Origin of the sequence: Parascardovia denticolens DSM 10105 = JCM 12538, assembly GCF_001042675.1 — a bacterium.
Classification (GTDB): domain Bacteria; phylum Actinomycetota; class Actinomycetes; order Actinomycetales; family Bifidobacteriaceae; genus Scardovia; species Scardovia denticolens.
The window spans coordinates 1,166,752-1,185,365 of record NZ_AP012333.1; the positions used below are offsets into that span (position 1 = coordinate 1,166,752).

Genomic DNA, 18,614 nt, shown 5'->3' on the forward strand with positions numbered 1-18,614 from the left:
ACTCCTTTGCGTTACGACTTTATGATTGTCCCCGGCCGTCCGCCTGGCCCTGCGCTCCTTCCACGGTGCCAGAGGCGCTCAGCCGCGGGGGCTTCAACGCCCTTGAGTGGTGGAGATGATATCGATGACGAAGACTAGAGTATCGCCACCACCGATGCCGGCCGAAGGGATGCCGCGGGAACCGTAGCCATACTCAGGCGGAATGGATACCACCAGGCGGGAGCCGACGTTGTGGCCCGGGACCAGTTGGTCCCATCCACGGATGACCTGCCCTACGCCGATGGCGAAAGTCGCAGGCTGATGACGGTCGAAACTGGAGTCGAAGGGGGTCTCCTTGCCCCAAACCACCCCATGGTAGTTGACGGTCACCACGTCGCCCTTGCGGACCACAGGGCCATCCCCTTCCACCAATTCCACGCCTTTCAGCCCGGCAGGGGCATGTTCGGTGGGGAAAGACAAGGTTGGGGCGGCGCCAAATTCGGCATTGACTTCCGGCATCTCAGATACGGTCATGTAATCTCCTTTTCCATTCGTGCCTCGAGCGGGACTCGAACCCGCAAGACAATAAAGTCGGCGGATTTTAAGTCCGCTGCGTCTACCATTTCGCCATCGAGGCGGCTGCCGACGACGGTCTTCAGCGGCCGGCAGTCTGGCAACCTCTTCATTATGCCACAAGGTTAGGTCTATGTCTAGGAAAGACAAATCGGTTTAAGGAAGATAAGCCTCTCAGCTTGGGCCTGGACCCCAAGCTGGTCCTCAGCTTTGACCAGGAGCTTCGGTCTGACCCTAAGGTCTTGAGCATCAGCCTAAGCCTAGCCTTGAGCCTGCAGCAGTCGCAGACCCAGGTCGCGCACAATCCCTTCGACCAAACCATGTTCGCTGACCATCACCTGGTCCACTTCATGCCCGGCTGCGGCCGTATCCTTCCGGATCCGCTTCATGATTTCGGTCAGGACCAAGGCTCCCCCGCCGATCACATCCAGACGGCCGGGATGGATGACCCCCAACCGTCCCCGCTGATCGCGGGTCATGCGGAGGACCTCGTCGTCGGCCTCCTCCATTCGGTCGAAGGAGATCACCTGACCGTCGATGGCGTCATGGTCGTATGAAGTCAGGCCGATGGCCACGGAGGCCATGGTGGTGGCGGTCCCGGAGACCCCGATGAAGGTGCCGGTGGCGGAAAGATCCACTTGCTTGCAAGCCTCGTCAATCGCCTGATCCACATCCTCGGTGGCCGCCTGGATCTCCTCCTGCCGGGGAGGATCGCTGACCAGATGCCTTTCGGACACCCGGACCGACCCCATATCCATGGAATAGGCCTGCCTGACCTGGTGGTCGGGAGAAGCGACCCCATCCCCACCCAGGACCAGTTCGGTGGAACCGCCCCCCAGGTCCATGACCAAGTAAGGGGGCTTATGAAGGGCGGAATCGATGACCGAAGTGGCCCCCAGGAAGCTGAGCCGGGCCTCTTCGGTGCCCGGAATGACATCCGGCCGGACCATCAGTTTCTTCTGGACGTAGTCCTCGAATTCCCGCCTGTTGCGGGCGTCACGGGTGGCACTGGTGGCCACGAAGCGGATCCCATCCACCTGATACGGCTCCAGGATCCGGGCGAATTCGTCGATGGCCGCAAAGGTCCGGGCCAGGGCTTCCGGGCTGAATTCGTGGGTCTTATCCACGTCCTGCCCCAAACGGACGACGCGCATGACGCGGGGGACGATCGCCTCCATCCCTTTCTCGCTCACTGTGGCGACCATCAATCGGATGGAATTCGTTCCACAATCAATACCGGCAACGGTTACAGCCATGATTCTCCTTCGTGGGACCGAGCGTCGTCCCGTCCTTGTGGGCAGCGGCAGACGGCTGGGTCGAATTCATCTTTGACCATGTCCAAAGCCTTGTCTCCTATGGGATTGACTCCCGGGCCCATGGCCAAGGACTGGGCGACCAAAGCGTGCAGGCATTTGACCCGCTCGGGCATGCCCCCCGCGCTGACCCCTTCGATATGGTCTTCGCTATCCCCCAAACGCAGCGCCAGCTGACGGCGGAAATCCAGATAGGCCAGATGCGCCCGCCCGTAAGCCGCTTTGGTTTCAAGGTCTGTCCTTACCTGATCGGTCAGGTCGGTCATTATCCCCGAAGCCTCCAGGCGGGAGATGGCCTTGGTCGCGACTGGAGCGGACAGGTAGAAGGTCGTCGGGAAGGGGATCCCCCCATCCAGAAGAGGACGGGTGACGGTCACCAGGGGCTGACCGCAGACGCACCGGGCTCCGACGGCCACCATCCCCCGAGGGTAACGGCCCAGTTGGGCTTGGACGGCGGCTATGTCTTCGGCAGAGACGGCGGAGGACAAAAGGGCGTCCAACAGGTCGGAATTGTGTTGGTGGAAGGGACTGGGTGTCATGGTTTCATTCTACAGGTATCGTTGTTGGTGTCTTTGCTGGTGTTGTCATCGTCTGTCCTCATCGGCCGATGCCATCAACCACCGTCATTGGTACTGCCGGCTTTTCTCCCACTTCTGCTGTTCCTTGTCGGATGAGATGCGTGGGGAGGTCCCAGATTCACCGCTCTGGTCGGACTTGCCTTTGTCGGCCTTCTGCAAGGAGGAGAACATCTCCTTGTACCAAGGGGGTTTCTGGCCGCTCGTCGTGTCCTGGCCTTGCGAGGAGGAGGACTCAGAGCCGGTCTTGTTCCGGTGCCGGGAGTTCTTCAAAGTGACGGATTTCTCCCCCGGATAGACGAAGCCCAACCTTTCCCGGGCTTGGGTGGTCACGTACGCGTCGTCATCCCAGCGGGAGATGTCGTTCTTCAAGGATTCCTTCCTGGCGATCAGGCTCGCTTCCTGGGCTTTGAGGCTGTTGAGCTCGCTCGCGTTGCGCATGTAGGTCCCCATGGTCGAGACGAACTGGGCCAAGGCGACGAGGATGATGATGAGGGCGATGAAGAAGGCGATGGGGCCGTTCTGCTTGATTCCGGAAGCCATCCACCAGGCCGTCCCCCTACCTTTCGGGGAGGTCTTGACGGACTTCTTGGAGGATTTCTGGGAAGGCATGCGGACGGTCATAGATACAAAAATACCCGCCACCCTTGAAAGAAAGGATGGCGGGCGAGGATTCTTTGCAGAATTCATGCTTTGTCGGAATCCGGGCCTGAGATCAGCCCCAGCGGCTCAGGCGGTCAACAGACCGCGGAAGCCGAAGCAGGAAACTACTTGACGTACTTCTTGCAGGCCTTGAAAGCGCTGTAGCCGGCGTACTGAGCGGTGGAGCCCAGCTCTTCCTCGATCTCGAGCAAGCGGTTGTACTTGGCGATGCGCTCGCCACGGGCTGGGGCGCCAGTCTTGATTTGACGGGTGTTCTTGGCGACGGCCAGATCGGAGATGGTGGTGTCCGGGGTCTCGCCGGAACGGTGGGAGACCATGGAGGTATAACCGTTGGCGGTGGCCAGCTCAATGGCGTCCAAGGTCTCGGTCACGGTGCCTATCTGGTTCAGCTTGACCAGGAGGGAGTTGGCGGCGCCGAGCTCGATGCCCTTCGCCAGACGAGCGGGGTTGGTCACCAGGAGGTCATCGCCCACGAACTGGAGGCGATCGCCCAGCTTCTTGGTGATGGCGGCCCAGTCATCCCAGCCTTCTTCCTGGAAAGGATCCTCGATGGAGACGATGGGGTACTCGTTGATCAGGTTCTCGTAATAATCCAGCATGTAAGCGGCGTCGCGCTCTTTACCGTCGAAACGATACTTGCCGGTCTCCTTGTTGTAGAACTCGGAGGAGGCCACATCCAGGGAGATGCCGATTTGACGGCCAGGCTCATAGCCGGCTGCGGAGATGGCGTCCATGATGTACTTGAGGGAGTCCTCGTTGGACTTCATCTTAGGAGCGAAACCGCCTTCATCACCCAGACCGGTGGCCAGGTCATCCTTCTTGAGGACGTTCTTCAAAGTGTGGTAGACTTCGACGCCGGCGCGCAGGGCCTCATGATAAGAATCGAAGCCGTAGGGGGAAATCATGTATTCCTGGATGTCGGTGGCGAAATCAGCGTGGGCGCCGCCGTTCATGATGTTCATGTTGGGAACGGGCAGGATGTGGCCGTTGGTGCCGCCGATGTAACGGTAAAGAGGCAGGTCGGCGGACTCGGCGGAAGCGTAGAGGGCGGCCAAGGAAACGCCCAGGATGGCGTTGGCGCCCAAGCGACCCTTGTTGGGAGTGCCGTCGAGCTCGATCATGGTCTCATCCAGAGCGCGCTGGTCGGTGGCGTCCATGCCGATGACCTTAGGAGCGATCTCTTCGTTGACGGCCTTGACGGCATTGAGGGTGCCCTTGCCCTGATAACGGGACTTGTCGCCATCGCGACGCTCCCAAGCCTCGGCTTCGCCGGTGGAAGCGCCGGAAGGAACCAGGCCGTGGCCCAAGGCGCCGTCATCGGTTTCCAGCAGGACTTCCACGGTCGGGTTGCCGCGGGAATCAAGGATTTCGCGAGCGTAAATGCTTTCAATAATTGCCACAATTACTCCTTATTTGTCATTGTGTGAACACTACCAGACTACCTGATTTAATGGACGATTCCCCAGATGGGAATCAGGCTTTTTTACCCCTCCAGGTGAGGTCGTCCAGGAGGAGATCCGTCCATTCCAGGACCTGCTTCGAATCCATGGGGTCGGAGTCGAAAGAGCCTTGGAAAGAGGTGGGGATGATGAGGGTATGGGTGACCGGGCGGTACTGGACCGTCTTGTAGATCCGCTTCAAACGCATCAGGACGGATTCCTGCGGATCCGGGCCGACCACGCGGATGTTCCTGCCTTGGGCGATCAGATCCGTGATCCCCATGGCCTTGGCCCGCGAGCGCAGCCGGGCGACGGCGAAAAGCAGGTCCAAGGCCTGCGGAGGTTTGCCATAACGGTCGGTCAGCTCGTCCCGGATCTCCTGGAAGTCCTCCTCCCCTTGGGCGGCGGCCACCTTGCGGTAGACCTCCAGGCGGAGTTTGTCGGAATCGATGTAGGACGGCGGGATGGAGGCCTCCACCGGCAGGTCGACCGTGGTGGCCACGGCGTCGGTCCGCTCCGACTCCTTGTAGTCCTGGACGGCGTCGGAGACCATCCGCACATAAAGGTCGAAGCCGACTCCTTCGATGTGGCCGGACTGCTCCCCTCCCAAGAGGTTGCCGGTCCCGCGGATCTCCAAATCCTTCATGGCCACGTCATAGCCGGCCCCCAAGGCCGTGTTTTGGGCGATGGTGGACAGGCGGTCATGGGCGGTCTGGGTCATGGGCTTGGCCGGATCGTAGAGGAAGTAGGCGTAAGCCCTTTCCCATCCTCGCCCGACCCGGCCCCTAAGCTGATGCAGCTGGGAGAGGCCGAACCGGTCGGCCCGGTCCACGATGAGGGTGTTGGCGTTGGAGATATCCAGCCCGGTTTCCACGATGGTGGTGCAGACCAGGACGTCGATGTCACGATGCCAGAAATCATGGATGATGTTGTCCAGTTGCTTCTCCCCCATCTTGCCGTGGGCCATGCCGATCTTGGCCTCCGGCACCAGGTCCTTGATGTGGGCGGCCACCTTGGAGATGTCCTGCACCCGGTTGTGGACGAAGAAGACCTGGCCCCCACGCAGAAGCTCGCGGCGGATGGCGGCCACCACTTGGGTGTCTTCGTAGGCCCCCACATAGGTGAGCACGGGCAGGCGGTCCTCCGGAGGAGTATCCAGGGTGGACATCTCGCGGATTCCGGTGACGGCCATCTCCAGGGTCCGGGGAATGGGGGTGGCGGACAGGCTGAGCACGTCCACATTGGTGCGCAAGGCTTTCAGGGTCTCTTTGTGTTCCACCCCGAAACGCTGTTCCTCATCGATGATGACCAGTCCCAGGTCTTTGAATTTGATCTGGGGATTGAGCAGTTTATGGGTGCCGATGACCAGGTCCACGGACCCGTCCCGCAATCCTTCGATGGTCTCCTTGTTCTCCGCCGCCGATTGGAAGCGGGACATCATCTTGACCGTGACCGGAAAACCCTCGTACCGGTCGGTGAAAGTCTCGAAATGCTGCTGGGCCAGAAGAGTGGTCGGCACCAAAACGGCCACCTGTTTGGAGTCCTGGATGGCCTTGAAGGCAGCCCGGACGGCGATCTCGGTCTTGCCGAAGCCCACGTCCCCGCAAATGAGCCGGTCCATGGGGATGGGTTTCTCCATGTCCGCCTTGACCTCGTCGATGGTGGTCAGTTGATCGGGGGTCTCCTGGTAGGGGAAGGCCTCTTCCAGCTCGCGCTGCCAGGGGGTGTCGGGGCTGAAGGCGAAGCCCTGGGTCCGTTGCCGGGCGGCGTAAAGCTTGACCAGGTCCTGGGCGATCTCCTTGACCTTTTTCCGGGCCTTGGCCTTGGTCTGGGACCAGTCGGAGCCGCCCAGCTTGTTGAGTTTGGGTTCTTCCGCGCCTATGTATTTGCTCACCTGATCCAACTGATCGGTGGGGATGTAAAGGCGGTCAGGCGGAGCCCCCCGTTTGGAAGGGGCGTATTCGATGACCAGATACTCGCGGAAGGCCTGGTCGGAAGGGTCATGGCCGGCAGCGCCCCGAGAGGAGGGGGCCAGACCCCTGATCCTGGTATTGACGGGACGGACGGGACGACGGACCATCTCCACGAAACGGCCGATGCCATGCTGCTCATGGACGACGAAGTCGCCCTTCTTCAGCTCGACCAGGTCGATGGCCTTGCGCCTGCGTTTGGGGGTTTTGGCCTGGGCGGCCACGGACGAATGGCCGGTGATGTCCCTTTCCGTCAGGAGGGCCAGATGGGCCTTGTCGTCGATGAATCCGTCGGAAGCGAGGGACAGGCGAAAATCGACCCCGGACACGCCGGTCGAGGAGATGACTCGCCGCAGGCGGGACAGGGTCCCCCGTGCGGCGGCGGTCACGGCGACGGCGAAGCCGCGCTCGCGCAGTGCCTGGATGCCTGAAGTGGCTTTGGATTCATCGCCCCGGTACTCATCCGGAGGCACTGCCGCGAGCCGGGCGTGCCCATCCGCGGAAGGGTCCACGCCCAAGCTCGACAAGTCCCAGGTGGCCGGGTGCGTCAATTCCAAAGACCGGTGCACCTCGGAGAAATCAAGGAAGTTGGACTTGTCGAAGCTGATGGGCGCGCCCGCGCCGTGACCGCTCGCCGCCACGTGCCAGGATGCGGCCAGGAATTCATTGGCCGTCTTGGTCAGGTCATCGGCCCCCCGGCGGAGCCTTTCCATATCGCAGAACATGATGACGGCCCGAGGGTCGAAGAGGGAATAAACCGGCATGACGTCATCGATCAAGGCCGGAATCAGCGATTCCATCCCTTCCACAGGGATCCCCTGGGAAATGGATTCCAGCATGTCATCGGCGTTGGGAATGGAGCCGACCAAGGCCGCCGCCCTCCTACGGACCTTCTGGTTGAGGGGAATCTCCCGGCAGGCCGGGGCCCAAATCCGTTCCTGGCCCTGGCCGAAACTCCTTTGGTCGGAAGCGTGGAAAGGCTTGATGCTGTCGATCTCGTCCCCGAAGAAGTCAATGCGGACCGGGTGCGGGGCCGTCGGGGGGAAGATGTCGAGGATGCCGCCGCGCAGGGCGAACTCCCCCCTGTCCATGACCAGGTCGGCGCAGGTGTAGGCGTTCTCCACAAGCCGGTCCGCGGCCTGGGACAGGTCCATCTCCTGACCCACTTGGAAGACCACCGGTTCCATGTCCTGGATTCCCCGGACGACTGGCTGGATGAGGGAGCGGACCGGGACCACCACGATCTTCAAAGGCCCGAAAAGGTCGGACCCTTCCACCGGATGGGCCAGGCGGTGGAAGACGGACATGCGTTGGGCCACCGTGTCCGCCCGGGGGGAAAGACGTTCGTGGGGAAGGGTCTCCCAAGCGGGAATCATGTCCACGTCGGCCGGGTTCCCCCTATACCAGGAGCGGATGGAGCCCACCATGTCTTCGGCGTCCCTGCCGGAGGGGACGACCATGACCACCGGCCGACCCTCCCCCGTCGCCGCCGCCAGGGCGGGACGAATGCCCAAAGGGGCTCCCACCAAGGACACCCCCCTGCCGTCATTAACCAGATCGGCGAAAGCCGGATCCTCCCTCAGACCCGGAAGGAAGGAGGAAAGGGAGCCGTCCAGCTTGATTTCAGGCGCGGCGCCTTGCCCGCCTGCGTCCGCCTTCCTCGTCGCGCTTTTCGTATCAGTCATGTCTGCCGTCTCATCCTATTCATCCGGTCCTTGTTTCCCCGGTCTTATTTCCGCGAATTGTAGCGGGTCTGGGCCTTATCTATCCCTTCGAAGATGATGGTCTCCGCCGCATCCGCCCCATCGGTCAGGAAATCGTCCAATTCCGACTTTTGGGATCCTTTGAAACCGCCCAATACCCAATCGATGGTCTTGTCATGGGCGGCGGCTCCCCTTTGCGCATGGCCGATGCCCAGGCGGACCCGATAATAGTCCTGTGTCCCCAAGGACCGGTCGATGGATTTGATGCCGTTATGACCTCCGGCCGAGCCCCCTTGCTTCACCTTGATCCGGCCGAAGTCCAAGTCCATGTCATCATGGATGACCACGACGTGGTCCGCCCCGATGCCGTAGTAAGAGCACAGGGAAGCGACGGCGGTCCCGGAATCGTTCATGAAAGTCATCGGCTTGGCAAGGAAGAACTTGACCGTCCGGCCGGACAGGCTCATGATCCCTTTGCCGGACAGGGCCAGCCCTTTATGGTCGCTCAGGGAGACCGACCACCGCTGGGAAAGGAGGTCGGCGCACATGAAACCCATGTTGTGCCGGGTGCCTTCGTATTTTTTGCCGGGGTTGCCCAAACCGACGATCAACCAGAAATCCGCCATATCCGCCTATGCTTTCCGACTCGAATTTTTCCGCACCTCATCTTAACGAACCGGCCCTAAAACCTCGCCGTAAGTCCCATCCCGACCCTCAGAAGAAGGAAGCCCAGCGGGAGGAAGGGGCCGTTCGGTCATTTTCCCAGCTTATTTTCAGGAAAACGCCGAACAAACATTCAGGAAAGACGTCTTCAATGATAGATACCGGTTCAATTAAGAGCTGGTCAAGAGTTTTTACCCCTTGATAATTGAAACCTTTCTTCTCTCTCCTTCTCTTCATAAGCCCGGCCCAACCCGCCGGGCCCTTTTCTTTTCAGCGCTTGCAGTCATTTTCATCCCTTGCATCCATTTCAGACATCACAGGCATCGCAGCCATTTCATTGTATTCATTGCATCCATCACTATCGCGGCCGATAAACGGCTTCCAACTGGTCGACCACCGTCCTTACATCGTACCGGGTGATCAGTTTCTCCTGCCAGGAATGGATCTTTCGGGCCCAAACGTCGTCATTGAGGGCCTTGGCTATGAGCATGGCCAGCTTGTAGGCCCGGTCCGGCGACGTCACGTCGAAGAGGATCTCCTCATTGCCCAGCATGGTGGAATGATAACCCGGATTATCCCCGGCCAGGATCACCCCGCTGCCTGCGGCCATGGCCTCGATGAGGACGATGCCGAAGGACTCAGCCGCCTTACTGGGGAAAACGGCCACGTCAGCCGAAGCCAGATAAGGGGCTTTCTCCTCCTCGTCGATGAAGCCAAGAAAATCCGTGGGAATCTTCAAAGCCGCCGCCCGCTTCTTGCTTTCCTCAAGCAAGGGCCCTTTGCCGGCGAAGGAAACGTGGATGTCGTCGGGGAAAGACACCTGGTCGGGATGGGCCTGGGCGTATTCGAGGGCGCCCAACAGGAGGACGGCCCCTTTCCGCTCAACGAAACGACCCAGGAAGACCACATGGTTGCGGTGGTGGACCTGGTCGAAAGGCCGGTCGGGGTCCCGCTCCCCTTCTTCCTCCAAGCGCTGGCGGACGGCCAGGCAGTCCACCGGGTTGGGGATGACGGTCGCCTGGGCGACCCCTTCGGCCTGGCGGGCGTAGTCGGCGGCCACCGTGGAAACGGCGATGATCTGGTCGATCTTCCGCCGGCTGGAAGCGTTGAGCCAGCCCAGAATCTTCCCCCCGGCCATGGCCAGGCCGGAATAGGGGGCTATATGGTAAGTTGCCACGATCCGGGTTCGGGGAGAGACCTTCTTCGCCTGGTCGATGACCCGTCCGGCCATGAAAGGGCTGTAGGGGGCCTGCACATGGAGGACGTCGAAATCATAGTGGCGCAAGGTCTGGCGGATCTTCTCCCGGGAAGTGGGCAAGGGGATGCGCATGATGTTCCCGTTGAAGCGCACAGCCACGTTCCGCGAGAAGGGGACGATCCCGTCCACCGGGTGGGTCGCGGTCTCTCCCACCAGGTAAACCACCTGATGGCCCCGACGAACCAGTTCCCGGCCGACGGTCATGATGTATTGCTGGACGCCGTCGGGGGCGTCCAGGGAATCATCGAAAACGAAACCTATGCGCATGAGGACCACTCAACCATCGTCAGGGGCGTCACTCAGACGTTGAACTTGAATTCGACCACGTCGCCATCCCGCATCACGTAGTCTTTGCCTTCCAGCCGCATCTTGCCTTCCTCCTTCACCTTGGTGTAGGAGCCGGCCGCGACCAGGTCATCGTAAGAAACGACCTCGGCCTTGATGAAGCCGCGCTCGAAGTCGGTGTGGATGACCCCGGCGGCCTGAGGGGCGGTCCATCCCTTATGAATGGTCCAGGCCCGCACTTCCTTGACTCCCGCGGTCAGAAAGGTCTGCAGGCCCAGGGTGTCGAACCCAACCCTGGCCAACTGGTCCAGCCCGGATTCCTTCAGACCGGCGTCCGCCAGCATCTCCCGGGCATCGGCCTCGTCCAGCTCGGTCAGGTCGGCCTCGAACTGGGCGTTGAGGAAGATGGACTTGGCCGGCGCCACCTGGGCGGCCAGTTTCCGCTTGAGGTCCTCATCGGTCAGTTCGTCGTCGTCCATGTTGAAAACGTAGATGAAGGGCTTGGCCGTCAAAAGATGAAGATCATAGACCGCGTCCTTATCGATCTTGCCTTCGGAAGCGGCTTGGTCGATGGTTTCGCCGGCTTCTAGGATCTGCTGCGCCTGTTTGACGGCGTCGAAATAGGTCTGCTTGATCTTGCGGCCGCGCAGATCCTTCTCCAACCGGGGAATGGCCTTCTCCACGGTCTGCAGGTCAGCCAGGATCAGCTCGGTATTGATGGTATCGATGTCGGAATCGGGATCGACCTTCCCGTTCACATGCACGATGTCATCGTCCTGGAAGACGCGGGCGACTTCGCAGATGGCGTCGGCCTCGCGAATGTTGGCCAGGAACTGGTTGCCCAGACCTTCGCCTTCGGAAGCCCCCTTGACGATGCCGGCGATATCCACGAAGGTGACGGTGGCGGGCACGATCTTCTCAGTGCCGACCAGCTTGGCCAGAACGGCCAAACGGCTGTCGGGCAGGGGGACGATGCCCGTATTGGGCTCGATGGTGGCGAAGGGGTAGTTCTCCGCCAACACGTTGTTCCTGGTCAAAGCGTTAAAAAGAGTGGACTTGCCAACGTTCGGCAAACCAACGATTCCAATGGTCAAAGACATGAGTCCCAGTGTAGAAAGAAGCTATGACTAGCCTTCCCGCTTTCGCCGGGATTCGAAGGAATTCCGCGCGGCCACGGTTTCCTGAAAATTGTGGTCCAAATCCCCGCGTCGAAGGGCCTCCTGGTAAAGGTGGACGAAGACGTCGCCGGAGCGGACCCCGTCATGTTCGTACTGGTTGGTCACCCAGGCGTGGGAATGGGACAGACGGCTGAGGGTATCCAGTTGCAGGGTAGAATCCACATACATGTCGTCAAAATAGACGACACATTGCACCGGGACCTGGTTGTGGGCCAATTGGTCGGGGTCGTAGATCTTCCCCCACCGGGTATCGGTCATCATCTCCTCCACAAAAGCGTGGAAAGGCTTGAGAGAGCTGTCCTCACGGAACATCTCCGGCAGGGCCGCCTCCCCGATCAAGACCAAGGGCCGGTGATCGACGGCGAATTCAGGACTGTGCTCGATCACGTCATGAGCGGCCCAGTCGATGGGACCGCAGTCTTCGTTGGCGTAGATGAACTCCTGTAAGGTCCAATACAAAGGATTGCCGTAGGTGGAGGTCAGATCCATGACTTCCTGGAGGAATCCGTCGGTCAGAGTGATTTCCTTGTTGGGAGCCTGGCCGGACTTTTTGGCAGACAGACTGCCATCAGCCGAAGCGAAGGCGGAATCCAAGGTCCAATGCATGCGTTCGAAGCTGGGCTTCATGCCGAAATCGCCGCCCATCATCTGCAGACGGCGGACGGTGAGGGGGTCTCCGTTGGGCAAGGTCACTTCGTGGGTCGCCACATAGTCGGCGATGGCGGCAAGGCGGTCTTTGTCCCCCGGGTACCGCTGGTAGAACTGCTGGCTCTTGGCCAGCATCCGGGGAACCGTATGCTCATACAATTCGTGGGCATTGCCGGGGATGTGCATGACCCCGCCGGTCACGAAGGAGGCGGCCAAGGCTTGCGGATAAAGGGACAGATAGGTCATGGTCAGGAATCCGCCATAGGACTGGCCCAAGGTGGTCCACTTGGCTCCGCGGAATTCGGTGCGGCGAAGATATTCGAAATCCCTGATGATGGAGTCGGCCAGGAAGTGGTGGAGGTAGTCGGCGCCCGCGCGCGGATCATCGGCGAAGACGGCCATCCGATGGGAGTCCACATGGGTGGACCGGCCCGTCCCCCTTTGGTCGGGCAGAACGATCCTGTAGTGTTTGCTGGCCTCTTCCAGCCAAGGGATGGATTCCAAGCTCATCGGCCGAGGTCCCGCTCCCCCGGGGCCGCCTTGCAGGAAGACCAGTAGGGGAAGATCCCGACCCATCTGATCGGCCCGGGTCACCAGCCGGTAGAAAAGGCGGATGTCCCCATCCTCCTCCCCGGTCTGGCTTCCCCTTTCCGCTGGGAGCAAAGACCGGCATTTCCGATAAGACTGGTAAAGCCCTGCCGTGACCTCATCCTTCAGATCCGGGTCGAAGCGGGGCGAATCGGCCCGGGACCAATCCAGGGGGACGGACAGGGAGTGGTCTTCCACATGAAGGCCAGGTAGGTAGTAGGAATCCAAAAGGGTCATGGCAACAGTATAGAGGCTGGACTCCCACGAAAACAAGCCATCCCCGTTTTGGTGACGAATCTTGTTAGTATGGTGGGAGGCGCGCCAAGCGCCAAGGCCCCGTAGCTCAGCTGGATAGAGCAGGAAACTTCTAATTTCAAGGTCGTGAGTTCGAATCTCATTGGGGCCACGAGTCGCCAGGGATGCCCTGGCATGCGAAATTACCATACCTTCTATGGGGAGATGTCCATGCGTCGCTGGGTCATTCAGACTCTCAAGCGGGAAACCATTCTCGTCATCGCCAGCATCCTTGCTATCGTTTCCTGCTTCATCGTCCACCCCGATAAGGAATATCTCGGCTATATCCATACCCACACCATCGGCCAGCTGATCTGCCTCATGCTGGTGGTCGCGGGGATGCAGCGCATCGGCGTCTTCCGCATCATCGGCGCCAAAATGCTCTCCCACGCCCGCACCCCGCGTTTCCTGGTCCTCATCTTCATCGGCCTGACCTTCTTCTCTTCCATGCTCATCACCAATGATGTGGCTCTGGTCACCTTCGTCCCCTTCGCCATCGCCGTGCTCATCATGGCCCATATGGAAGACAAGACGGTCATCACCGTCACCCTCATGACCCTGGGAGCCAACCTGGGTTCCATGCTCACCCCGGTGGGTAACGCCCACAACCTGTATCTGGCCGCGAAGACGGAGATGCCCATCGGCCAGTTCCTGCTCATCATGATCCCCTACTCCGGCATGGCCGCCATCCTGCTCATCATCGCCACCTTCATCTTCTTCTCCGACAAGCAGATCCCCGGCTTCGAAGGCCTGGATTCCGACACCATCGAACGTCACATCCTGGCCCCGGAGATCGAAAAGGAACAGCCTGACGAAATCCGCATCACCGGCTACGGCGCCGGCTACGGCGGCTGGCGGCTCTACGTCTACATCGCCCTTTTCATCGTCTGCCTCCTGGCCGTCAGCGGCATCATCCCCTTGTGGGCCATGATCGCCGTCTGCTTCGGCGTTTTCTTCCTCACCGACCGTCGGGCCTTCAAACATGTGGATTGGGGTCTGCCCCTGACCTTCGTGGCCTTCTTCATCTTCATCGGCAACATGCGCCGCGTCCCCGAATTCTATACTTTGGCGGCCAATCTGGTGCAGATTGATCCCTTGGATGTGGCCGTCGGATCCAGCCAGCTCATCTCCAACGTCCCGACCACCCTGCTTCTGGCCAGCTTCTCCAATAACTGGCATGCCCTCATCGTGGGCACGAACCTGGGCGGCATGGGCACTCTGATCGCCTCCATGGCCTCCTTGGTCTCCTTCAAGGCCGTGACCGCCCGATACCCGGAGAAAAAGCGGAATTACCTGGGCGTCTATACGGTCATGAACGTGGTTTTCCTGGCCATCCTGCTGGGCCTGGCCCATCTGCTTGTCTGAGATTTCCGATTTCCCCCATTTCTCTTTTCTTCTTCGCTTATGACCTACAACTATCAGGCGGCCGTATGCCCCAGGAAGCGGAAGGTTCCGGCCCAAGCTGCGGCCATCAGAGCGATGGCGGGGATGAGGATGCAGATGAGCAGGTAAAGCCCGTCTTTGAGCAATCCCCTGCTCTCCCGCCAATGCGTGCGTTCGCGAGGCCCCCCAAAGCCTCGGGCCTGCATGGCCGTGGCGAGGTTCGACGAACGGCGGATGGACAAAACTAGCAAAGCGAAGGATTGAGAGAGGAAATCCCCCACTTTCGAACGGCTTTGGACCCCTCGTGACCGCCGGGACATGGACAGGGAAGCCCAATCATCCTGGAGGAGGGAGAAGAGGCGCATGCCGGCCAACCCGCCGTAAACGAAGCGGTCGGGCATATGGAAGCATTGGGAGAAGGAGTCGGCCAGGTCGGTCGGTTCGATGCCGATGACCAGGCAAAAAGCGGGGACCCCCATGGCGATGATGCGTAAAGAAGTGGCGGCCGCCAGGAGGAGCGAGCCTTGGGAGACTTCCATAATCCCCCAGTGAAGGAAGACCCGGCCGGAAGCCTGCCCGTAGAGGGCGACGGAGATGGCGGACGCCAAGGATCCCAACCAAATGATCCAGGATTTCTTCATGATCTGAGACCAGCGATAACCGCATAGAAGGAGTCCACCTATAGATAAAACGCATGCAACTGTCGCTGAAACAAGGTCAAGGCTGATGACCATGATCAGGCAGAGGATGATGGCCCCCAGCAAACGGAAACCGGGATTGAGGGAGGAGATCAGGGCCGAAGGGCTCGACTGTTTCTTATCCTCCTTCCGTTGCGAGTCCGGGCTGACCTTGATTTGCATCTCCCCCCTGCCGGAATCGGTCTCTTCTTCGAAACGCACGATCCTGGCCCCCACCGCCTTGAGGAAATCCTCGTCATGGGTGACCACGATCAGACAGAGGCCTTCCATGGCCAGACGCCGGATCGTGGAGACCAAAGAGAGCCAAGCAGCCCGGTCCTGTCCGAAAGTCGGCTCATCCAAGATGAGGACGCGAGGGCTGGCGGCCAAGGCCGAAGCCACCGTCAACCTGCGCTTTTGCCCACCGGAAAGGGTGTAAGGATTCGCTTCTTCCAATCCATCCAAACGGTAGGTATCCATCAAATCGCGGGCTTGACGAATCTCCGACTCACTGGGGTCTTTGCCCGACCGCCCGGGCCGGCCATCAGCCGTCCGTAAAGATTGGACCAGTTCGGAGAGGACGGAGGCCGTGACGAATTGATACTCTGGATTCTGGAAAACGTATTGGATGCGACCGGCCAAAGCCGGGGAAGACCAGTCCTGTGGTCGCACCGAGTCCTTCCGCCCCCGCAGGTCCTCCCCCGCGGTCACGCGACCGGATCGCGGCTGTAGGAGCCCGGCCAAAGTCAAGGCCAGAGTGGATTTCCCCGAACCGTTGCGCCCCACCAAAGCGGTGATCTGGCCAGGGTAAAAATCCATGGTGATACCCCGGGCTATGGGTTCGTCGGTATGGCCGACGGCCAGGTTTCTGACGGATAAAAGGGGTCGGCTGCTTGCCGTCCTTCCTTCCGCCTGCGATTGATGGGCCGTCCGATCGACCTGGAGGTCAGCTGGATGGTCGGATGCAGAACTGGACGAACTCCGGTAAAGGCGAGGTATCCATAAGCCCAAGGATTCCACAAGGTCGGCCTGGCCTTTGAAAACCTGCTCCGGACTGCCATCGGCCACGACCCTGGTGACCCGGGATGAGGACGGGTCCCGCTCATCAGGGCCCGGGGCCAAAACAATCACCCGGTCGATCAGAGGAAGCCAGAGGTCCGCCTTATGCTCCACCAAAACCATGGTCGGATGGGTCCGCTCCATCACCTGGCTTACCGCTTCCACCAAGTCCCCGGACCCGGGTGGGTCGATCATGGAGGTCGGCTCGTCCAAAAGCAGCAGACCCGGCCGCATGGCCAAAACCCCGGCCAAGGCCAGTCTCTGGGCTTGGCCGCCGGACAAGTGGGCGGTGGAACGGTGCCATTGCAAGTCTTCCAAACCGACCTGGCCCAGGCATTCCTTCACCCGGCTGGTGATATCAGGCCGGCTCAACCCCAGATTCTCCGGCCCGAAGGCCACGTTATCAGCCAGACGTTCGAAAATCGTCTGCGCCTGGGGGTCCTGCATGAGCAGACCGGAAGAGCCTATGGCCTGCCCGGCCGGCTTCCCGCCGACCAGGAGGGCGCCTTCGCTCAGCCCCCCCTCCTCGTCTTCCTGACCGGCCTCAGCGGCTCCCAGCAACCCGGCCATAGCCTGTAGAAGGGTGGATTTACCCACTCCCGAAGCGCCGAGCAGGAGGACCCGTTGCCCGGCGTCTATATGGAGGGAGAGGTGGCGCAAAGCCCAGTCGGAACGCAGGGGGTGATGGTAGCCCCAATCGTGCAGATCGATCGAGACCGTCGAGACCGGCTCCTCCGGGCAGGAAGCCGAGGAGGATGAGGAAGATGGGGATGACAAGCCGGTCCCGCCTTCACTTCGTCTGAGCGGCGTCGGCCTGACGGACCAGGCGGCCGGAAGCGAAACGGTCCAAAGCGCCTGTCTTGGCTATGGCTTTATAGAGGAACCACATGAGCAAGCCGGCCACAATGGCCCCGGAGACGACCGTGCTCACGCATTCCACCAAGTTCTTGGCCAAAGAATTGCCCTGTTGATAGCCCAAAATCACGTAGCCGACGAAGCAGAAGAGGCCGGAGACGAGGCCGGACAAGGTCGTCGACCACCAAGTCCAAACCCGGTAGAAGAGGATCAGGAAGACGATCTCCGCCCCCAGGCCTTGGATCAGGCCGGAGACGATGGTTTCGGCCCCTCCCCAGGAATTCCCCAGGAGGGATTCCAAAAGGGCGGCGACCATCTCCGCGTAGAGGGCGGCTCCCGGCTTACGCACGATGATGGCGGCCAAGGGGCCGGCGAAAAGGAAGATCCCGTTAACCAGGCCGATCAGTCCCGGGATGAAAGCGAAGCCAGGCTTGAGCGCTTCATAAATCCAGGCGCCGGCCCAGAAGACGAAAGCGGAGACGACCCCGATGACGGAGGCGACGATGATGTCGACCACCCTCCAGCGCAAGGAGCGCCGGGGGGAATGGTTCGGGAATGATGCGGGAGAAGGGGTGTTCGAGTTCATGATGTGCCTTTCTATGTAATGATTACTCGAAAAGCACGGGGAGAAGATGACGGTCCGTGCGCCGGCATTGCCCGGTAACGTTCAATCGGTTATCTCAGCCGCCCGGCCGATTCGGTCAGACAGCACCCGTGTCAGCATCCATGATGCCACTTTCGGCTGACAAAAGAAGTGAGAGGGCCTGGCCGGGGAAGGCTCGGGAAAGGCCGGGGGAAGGCTTGTCTTATCTGGCCTTGACGGTATGGTAAGGCCTCATGGATTGGAATTCAGTGAAGAGCTTCTTCAAGAAAGACGATAAGGAAAACGAGCAGGCCGGCGAACCCGCCCAGGCCGAGCCCCGTAAGACGACGGACCCCTCCCCCGGCCGCAAGAAAGGGCCGACTCCGAAGCGGAGCGAAGCGGAATCCCAGAACTATCATCCTTTGGTCCCCAAAGACCGCAAAGCCAGCCGCAAGGCGGAGAAGCTCCGCCGCAGGAAGCGCCAGGACGCCGAATACGCGGCCATGAAAAGCGGGGACTTGACCCATATGCCCGCGGCCGAGCGCATCCCGGTCCGCGTCTACATCCGGGATTACGTGGATTCCCGCTTCAATATAGCCGAATACTTCCTGCCCGCCATGCTGGTCATCCTCATCATCTCCATGATCGTGATGGTCACCCTGCCCATCGCGGCCATGTGGCTCATGGCCGCGATGTACGTCTACATGGTGGTGGCCGTCATCGACCTCTTCGTCCTGTGGCATGACCTGAAAAAACAGTTGGTCGACCGCTTCGGAGCCTCTTCCGTGGATAAGCGGATGAGGTCCGGCATGTACGCCAGCCAGCGGGCCATGAACATCCGTCGGTGGCGGCTGCCCATCCCCCGCCTGAAGAAGCGGGCTGATTACGCCCAGTGGCGTCAGAAGAACGTGAAGAAAGGCCTGTGAGA

The 18,614-nt window shown here is 60.6% G+C and carries 14 protein-coding genes and 2 tRNA genes; 3 read left to right on the forward strand and 13 right to left on the reverse strand.

The features are described from left to right. Window positions 1-93: 93 nt before the first annotated feature. The 11 genes from PSDT_RS04890 to PSDT_RS04945 form a co-directional block, all read right to left on the reverse strand. Window positions 94-513 carry an FKBP-type peptidyl-prolyl cis-trans isomerase gene (locus PSDT_RS04890; protein WP_006289051.1) on the reverse strand — a complete coding sequence of 140 codons (420 nt, stop codon included), beginning with the start codon at window positions 511-513 and terminating at the stop codon, window positions 94-96. 20 nt (window positions 514-533) lie between these two features. Then, window positions 534-616 (reverse strand) — tRNA-Leu (locus PSDT_RS04895). 196 nt (window positions 617-812) lie between these two features. Continuing rightward, entirely contained in the window at window positions 813-1,808 is a 996-nt protein-coding gene (locus tag PSDT_RS04900) for a Ppx/GppA phosphatase family protein (protein WP_006289050.1), read from the reverse strand. Next, window positions 1,799-2,404 (reverse strand): DUF501 domain-containing protein, encoded by a 606-nt coding sequence (locus PSDT_RS04905; protein WP_006289049.1) that lies wholly within the window; start codon window positions 2,402-2,404, stop codon window positions 1,799-1,801. The genes PSDT_RS04900 and PSDT_RS04905 overlap by 10 nt, the downstream gene beginning before the upstream one ends. Window positions 2,405-2,488: 84 nt before the next feature. After that, complete coding sequence (locus PSDT_RS04910; RefSeq protein ID WP_006290331.1) at window positions 2,489-3,064, reverse strand: FtsB family cell division protein; 576 nt, start codon at window positions 3,062-3,064, stop codon at window positions 2,489-2,491. Window positions 3,065-3,207: 143 nt separating this feature from the next. Continuing rightward, on the reverse strand, window positions 3,208-4,503 hold the full coding sequence (eno, locus tag PSDT_RS04915) for a phosphopyruvate hydratase (RefSeq protein WP_006289047.1): 1,296 nt from the start codon (window positions 4,501-4,503) through the stop codon (window positions 3,208-3,210). A 73-nt stretch (window positions 4,504-4,576) separates the two neighbouring features. After that, window positions 4,577-8,197, reverse strand: coding sequence for a transcription-repair coupling factor (gene mfd, locus PSDT_RS04920; RefSeq protein WP_006289046.1), 3,621 nt, complete (start codon window positions 8,195-8,197; stop codon window positions 4,577-4,579). A gap of 44 nt (window positions 8,198-8,241) precedes the next feature. Further along, window positions 8,242-8,841 carry an aminoacyl-tRNA hydrolase gene (gene pth / locus PSDT_RS04925; RefSeq protein WP_006289045.1) on the reverse strand — a complete coding sequence of 200 codons (600 nt, stop codon included), beginning with the start codon at window positions 8,839-8,841 and terminating at the stop codon, window positions 8,242-8,244. A gap of 395 nt (window positions 8,842-9,236) precedes the next feature. Further along, window positions 9,237-10,403, reverse strand: coding sequence for a glycosyltransferase family 4 protein (locus tag PSDT_RS04935; RefSeq protein ID WP_006289044.1), 1,167 nt, complete (start codon window positions 10,401-10,403; stop codon window positions 9,237-9,239). A 32-nt stretch (window positions 10,404-10,435) separates the two neighbouring features. Next, window positions 10,436-11,521: a redox-regulated ATPase YchF gene (gene ychF, locus PSDT_RS04940; RefSeq protein ID WP_006290329.1), complete on the reverse strand. Its 1,086-nt coding sequence runs from the start codon at window positions 11,519-11,521 to the stop codon at window positions 10,436-10,438. Between the two features lie 27 nt (window positions 11,522-11,548). After that, the gene (locus tag PSDT_RS04945; RefSeq protein ID WP_006289042.1) at window positions 11,549-13,072 is read right to left on the reverse strand and encodes an alpha/beta fold hydrolase; all 1,524 of its coding nucleotides are present in this window, start codon (window positions 13,070-13,072) and stop codon (window positions 11,549-11,551) included. 95 nt (window positions 13,073-13,167) lie between these two features. On the opposite strand from PSDT_RS04945, the gene PSDT_RS04950 reads away from it, so the two are divergent. Continuing rightward, window positions 13,168-13,241 (forward strand) — tRNA-Arg (locus tag PSDT_RS04950). A 59-nt stretch (window positions 13,242-13,300) separates the two neighbouring features. Next, on the forward strand, window positions 13,301-14,494 hold the full coding sequence (locus PSDT_RS04955; RefSeq protein WP_006289041.1) for an SLC13 family permease: 1,194 nt from the start codon (window positions 13,301-13,303) through the stop codon (window positions 14,492-14,494). A gap of 53 nt (window positions 14,495-14,547) precedes the next feature. Here PSDT_RS04955 and PSDT_RS04960 read toward each other — a convergent pair whose 3' ends face one another. Then, entirely contained in the window at window positions 14,548-17,025 is a 2,478-nt protein-coding gene (locus PSDT_RS04960) for an ATP-binding cassette domain-containing protein (RefSeq protein WP_006289040.1), read from the reverse strand. Between the two features lie 13 nt (window positions 17,026-17,038). Then, entirely contained in the window at window positions 17,039-17,689 is a 651-nt protein-coding gene (locus tag PSDT_RS04965; protein ID WP_006289039.1) for an ECF transporter S component, read from the reverse strand. A 251-nt stretch (window positions 17,690-17,940) separates the two neighbouring features. Here PSDT_RS04965 and PSDT_RS04970 point away from each other — a divergent pair, with 251 nt between their 5' ends. Further along, the gene (locus PSDT_RS04970; RefSeq protein ID WP_006289038.1) at window positions 17,941-18,612 is read left to right on the forward strand and encodes a DUF3043 domain-containing protein; all 672 of its coding nucleotides are present in this window, start codon (window positions 17,941-17,943) and stop codon (window positions 18,610-18,612) included. Window positions 18,613-18,614 lie beyond the last annotated feature (2 nt).

What these genes read in the sequence shown, in the direction of transcription:
- PSDT_RS04890 (WP_006289051.1), bottom strand. Translation starts at nt 513, where the DNA reads ATGACCGTATCTGAGATGCCGGAAGTCAATGCCGAATTTGGCGCCGCC.
- PSDT_RS04900 (WP_006289050.1), bottom strand. Translation starts at nt 1,808, where the DNA reads ATGGCTGTAACCGTTGCCGGTATTGATTGTGGAACGAATTCCATCCGA.
- PSDT_RS04905 (WP_006289049.1), bottom strand. Translation starts at nt 2,404, where the DNA reads ATGACACCCAGTCCCTTCCACCAACACAATTCCGACCTGTTGGACGCC.
- PSDT_RS04910 (WP_006290331.1), bottom strand. Translation starts at nt 3,064, where the DNA reads ATGACCGTCCGCATGCCTTCCCAGAAATCCTCCAAGAAGTCCGTCAAG.
- mfd (WP_006289046.1), bottom strand. Translation starts at nt 8,197, where the DNA reads ATGACTGATACGAAAAGCGCGACGAGGAAGGCGGACGCAGGCGGGCAA.
- pth (WP_006289045.1), bottom strand. Translation starts at nt 8,841, where the DNA reads ATGGCGGATTTCTGGTTGATCGTCGGTTTGGGCAACCCCGGCAAAAAA.
- PSDT_RS04935 (WP_006289044.1), bottom strand. Translation starts at nt 10,403, where the DNA reads ATGCGCATAGGTTTCGTTTTCGATGATTCCCTGGACGCCCCCGACGGC.
- ychF (WP_006290329.1), bottom strand. Translation starts at nt 11,521, where the DNA reads ATGTCTTTGACCATTGGAATCGTTGGTTTGCCGAACGTTGGCAAGTCC.
- PSDT_RS04945 (WP_006289042.1), bottom strand. Translation starts at nt 13,072, where the DNA reads ATGACCCTTTTGGATTCCTACTACCTACCTGGCCTTCATGTGGAAGAC.
- PSDT_RS04955 (WP_006289041.1), top strand. Translation starts at nt 13,301, where the DNA reads ATGCGTCGCTGGGTCATTCAGACTCTCAAGCGGGAAACCATTCTCGTC.
- PSDT_RS04965 (WP_006289039.1), bottom strand. Translation starts at nt 17,689, where the DNA reads ATGAACTCGAACACCCCTTCTCCCGCATCATTCCCGAACCATTCCCCC.
- PSDT_RS04970 (WP_006289038.1), top strand. Translation starts at nt 17,941, where the DNA reads ATGGATTGGAATTCAGTGAAGAGCTTCTTCAAGAAAGACGATAAGGAA.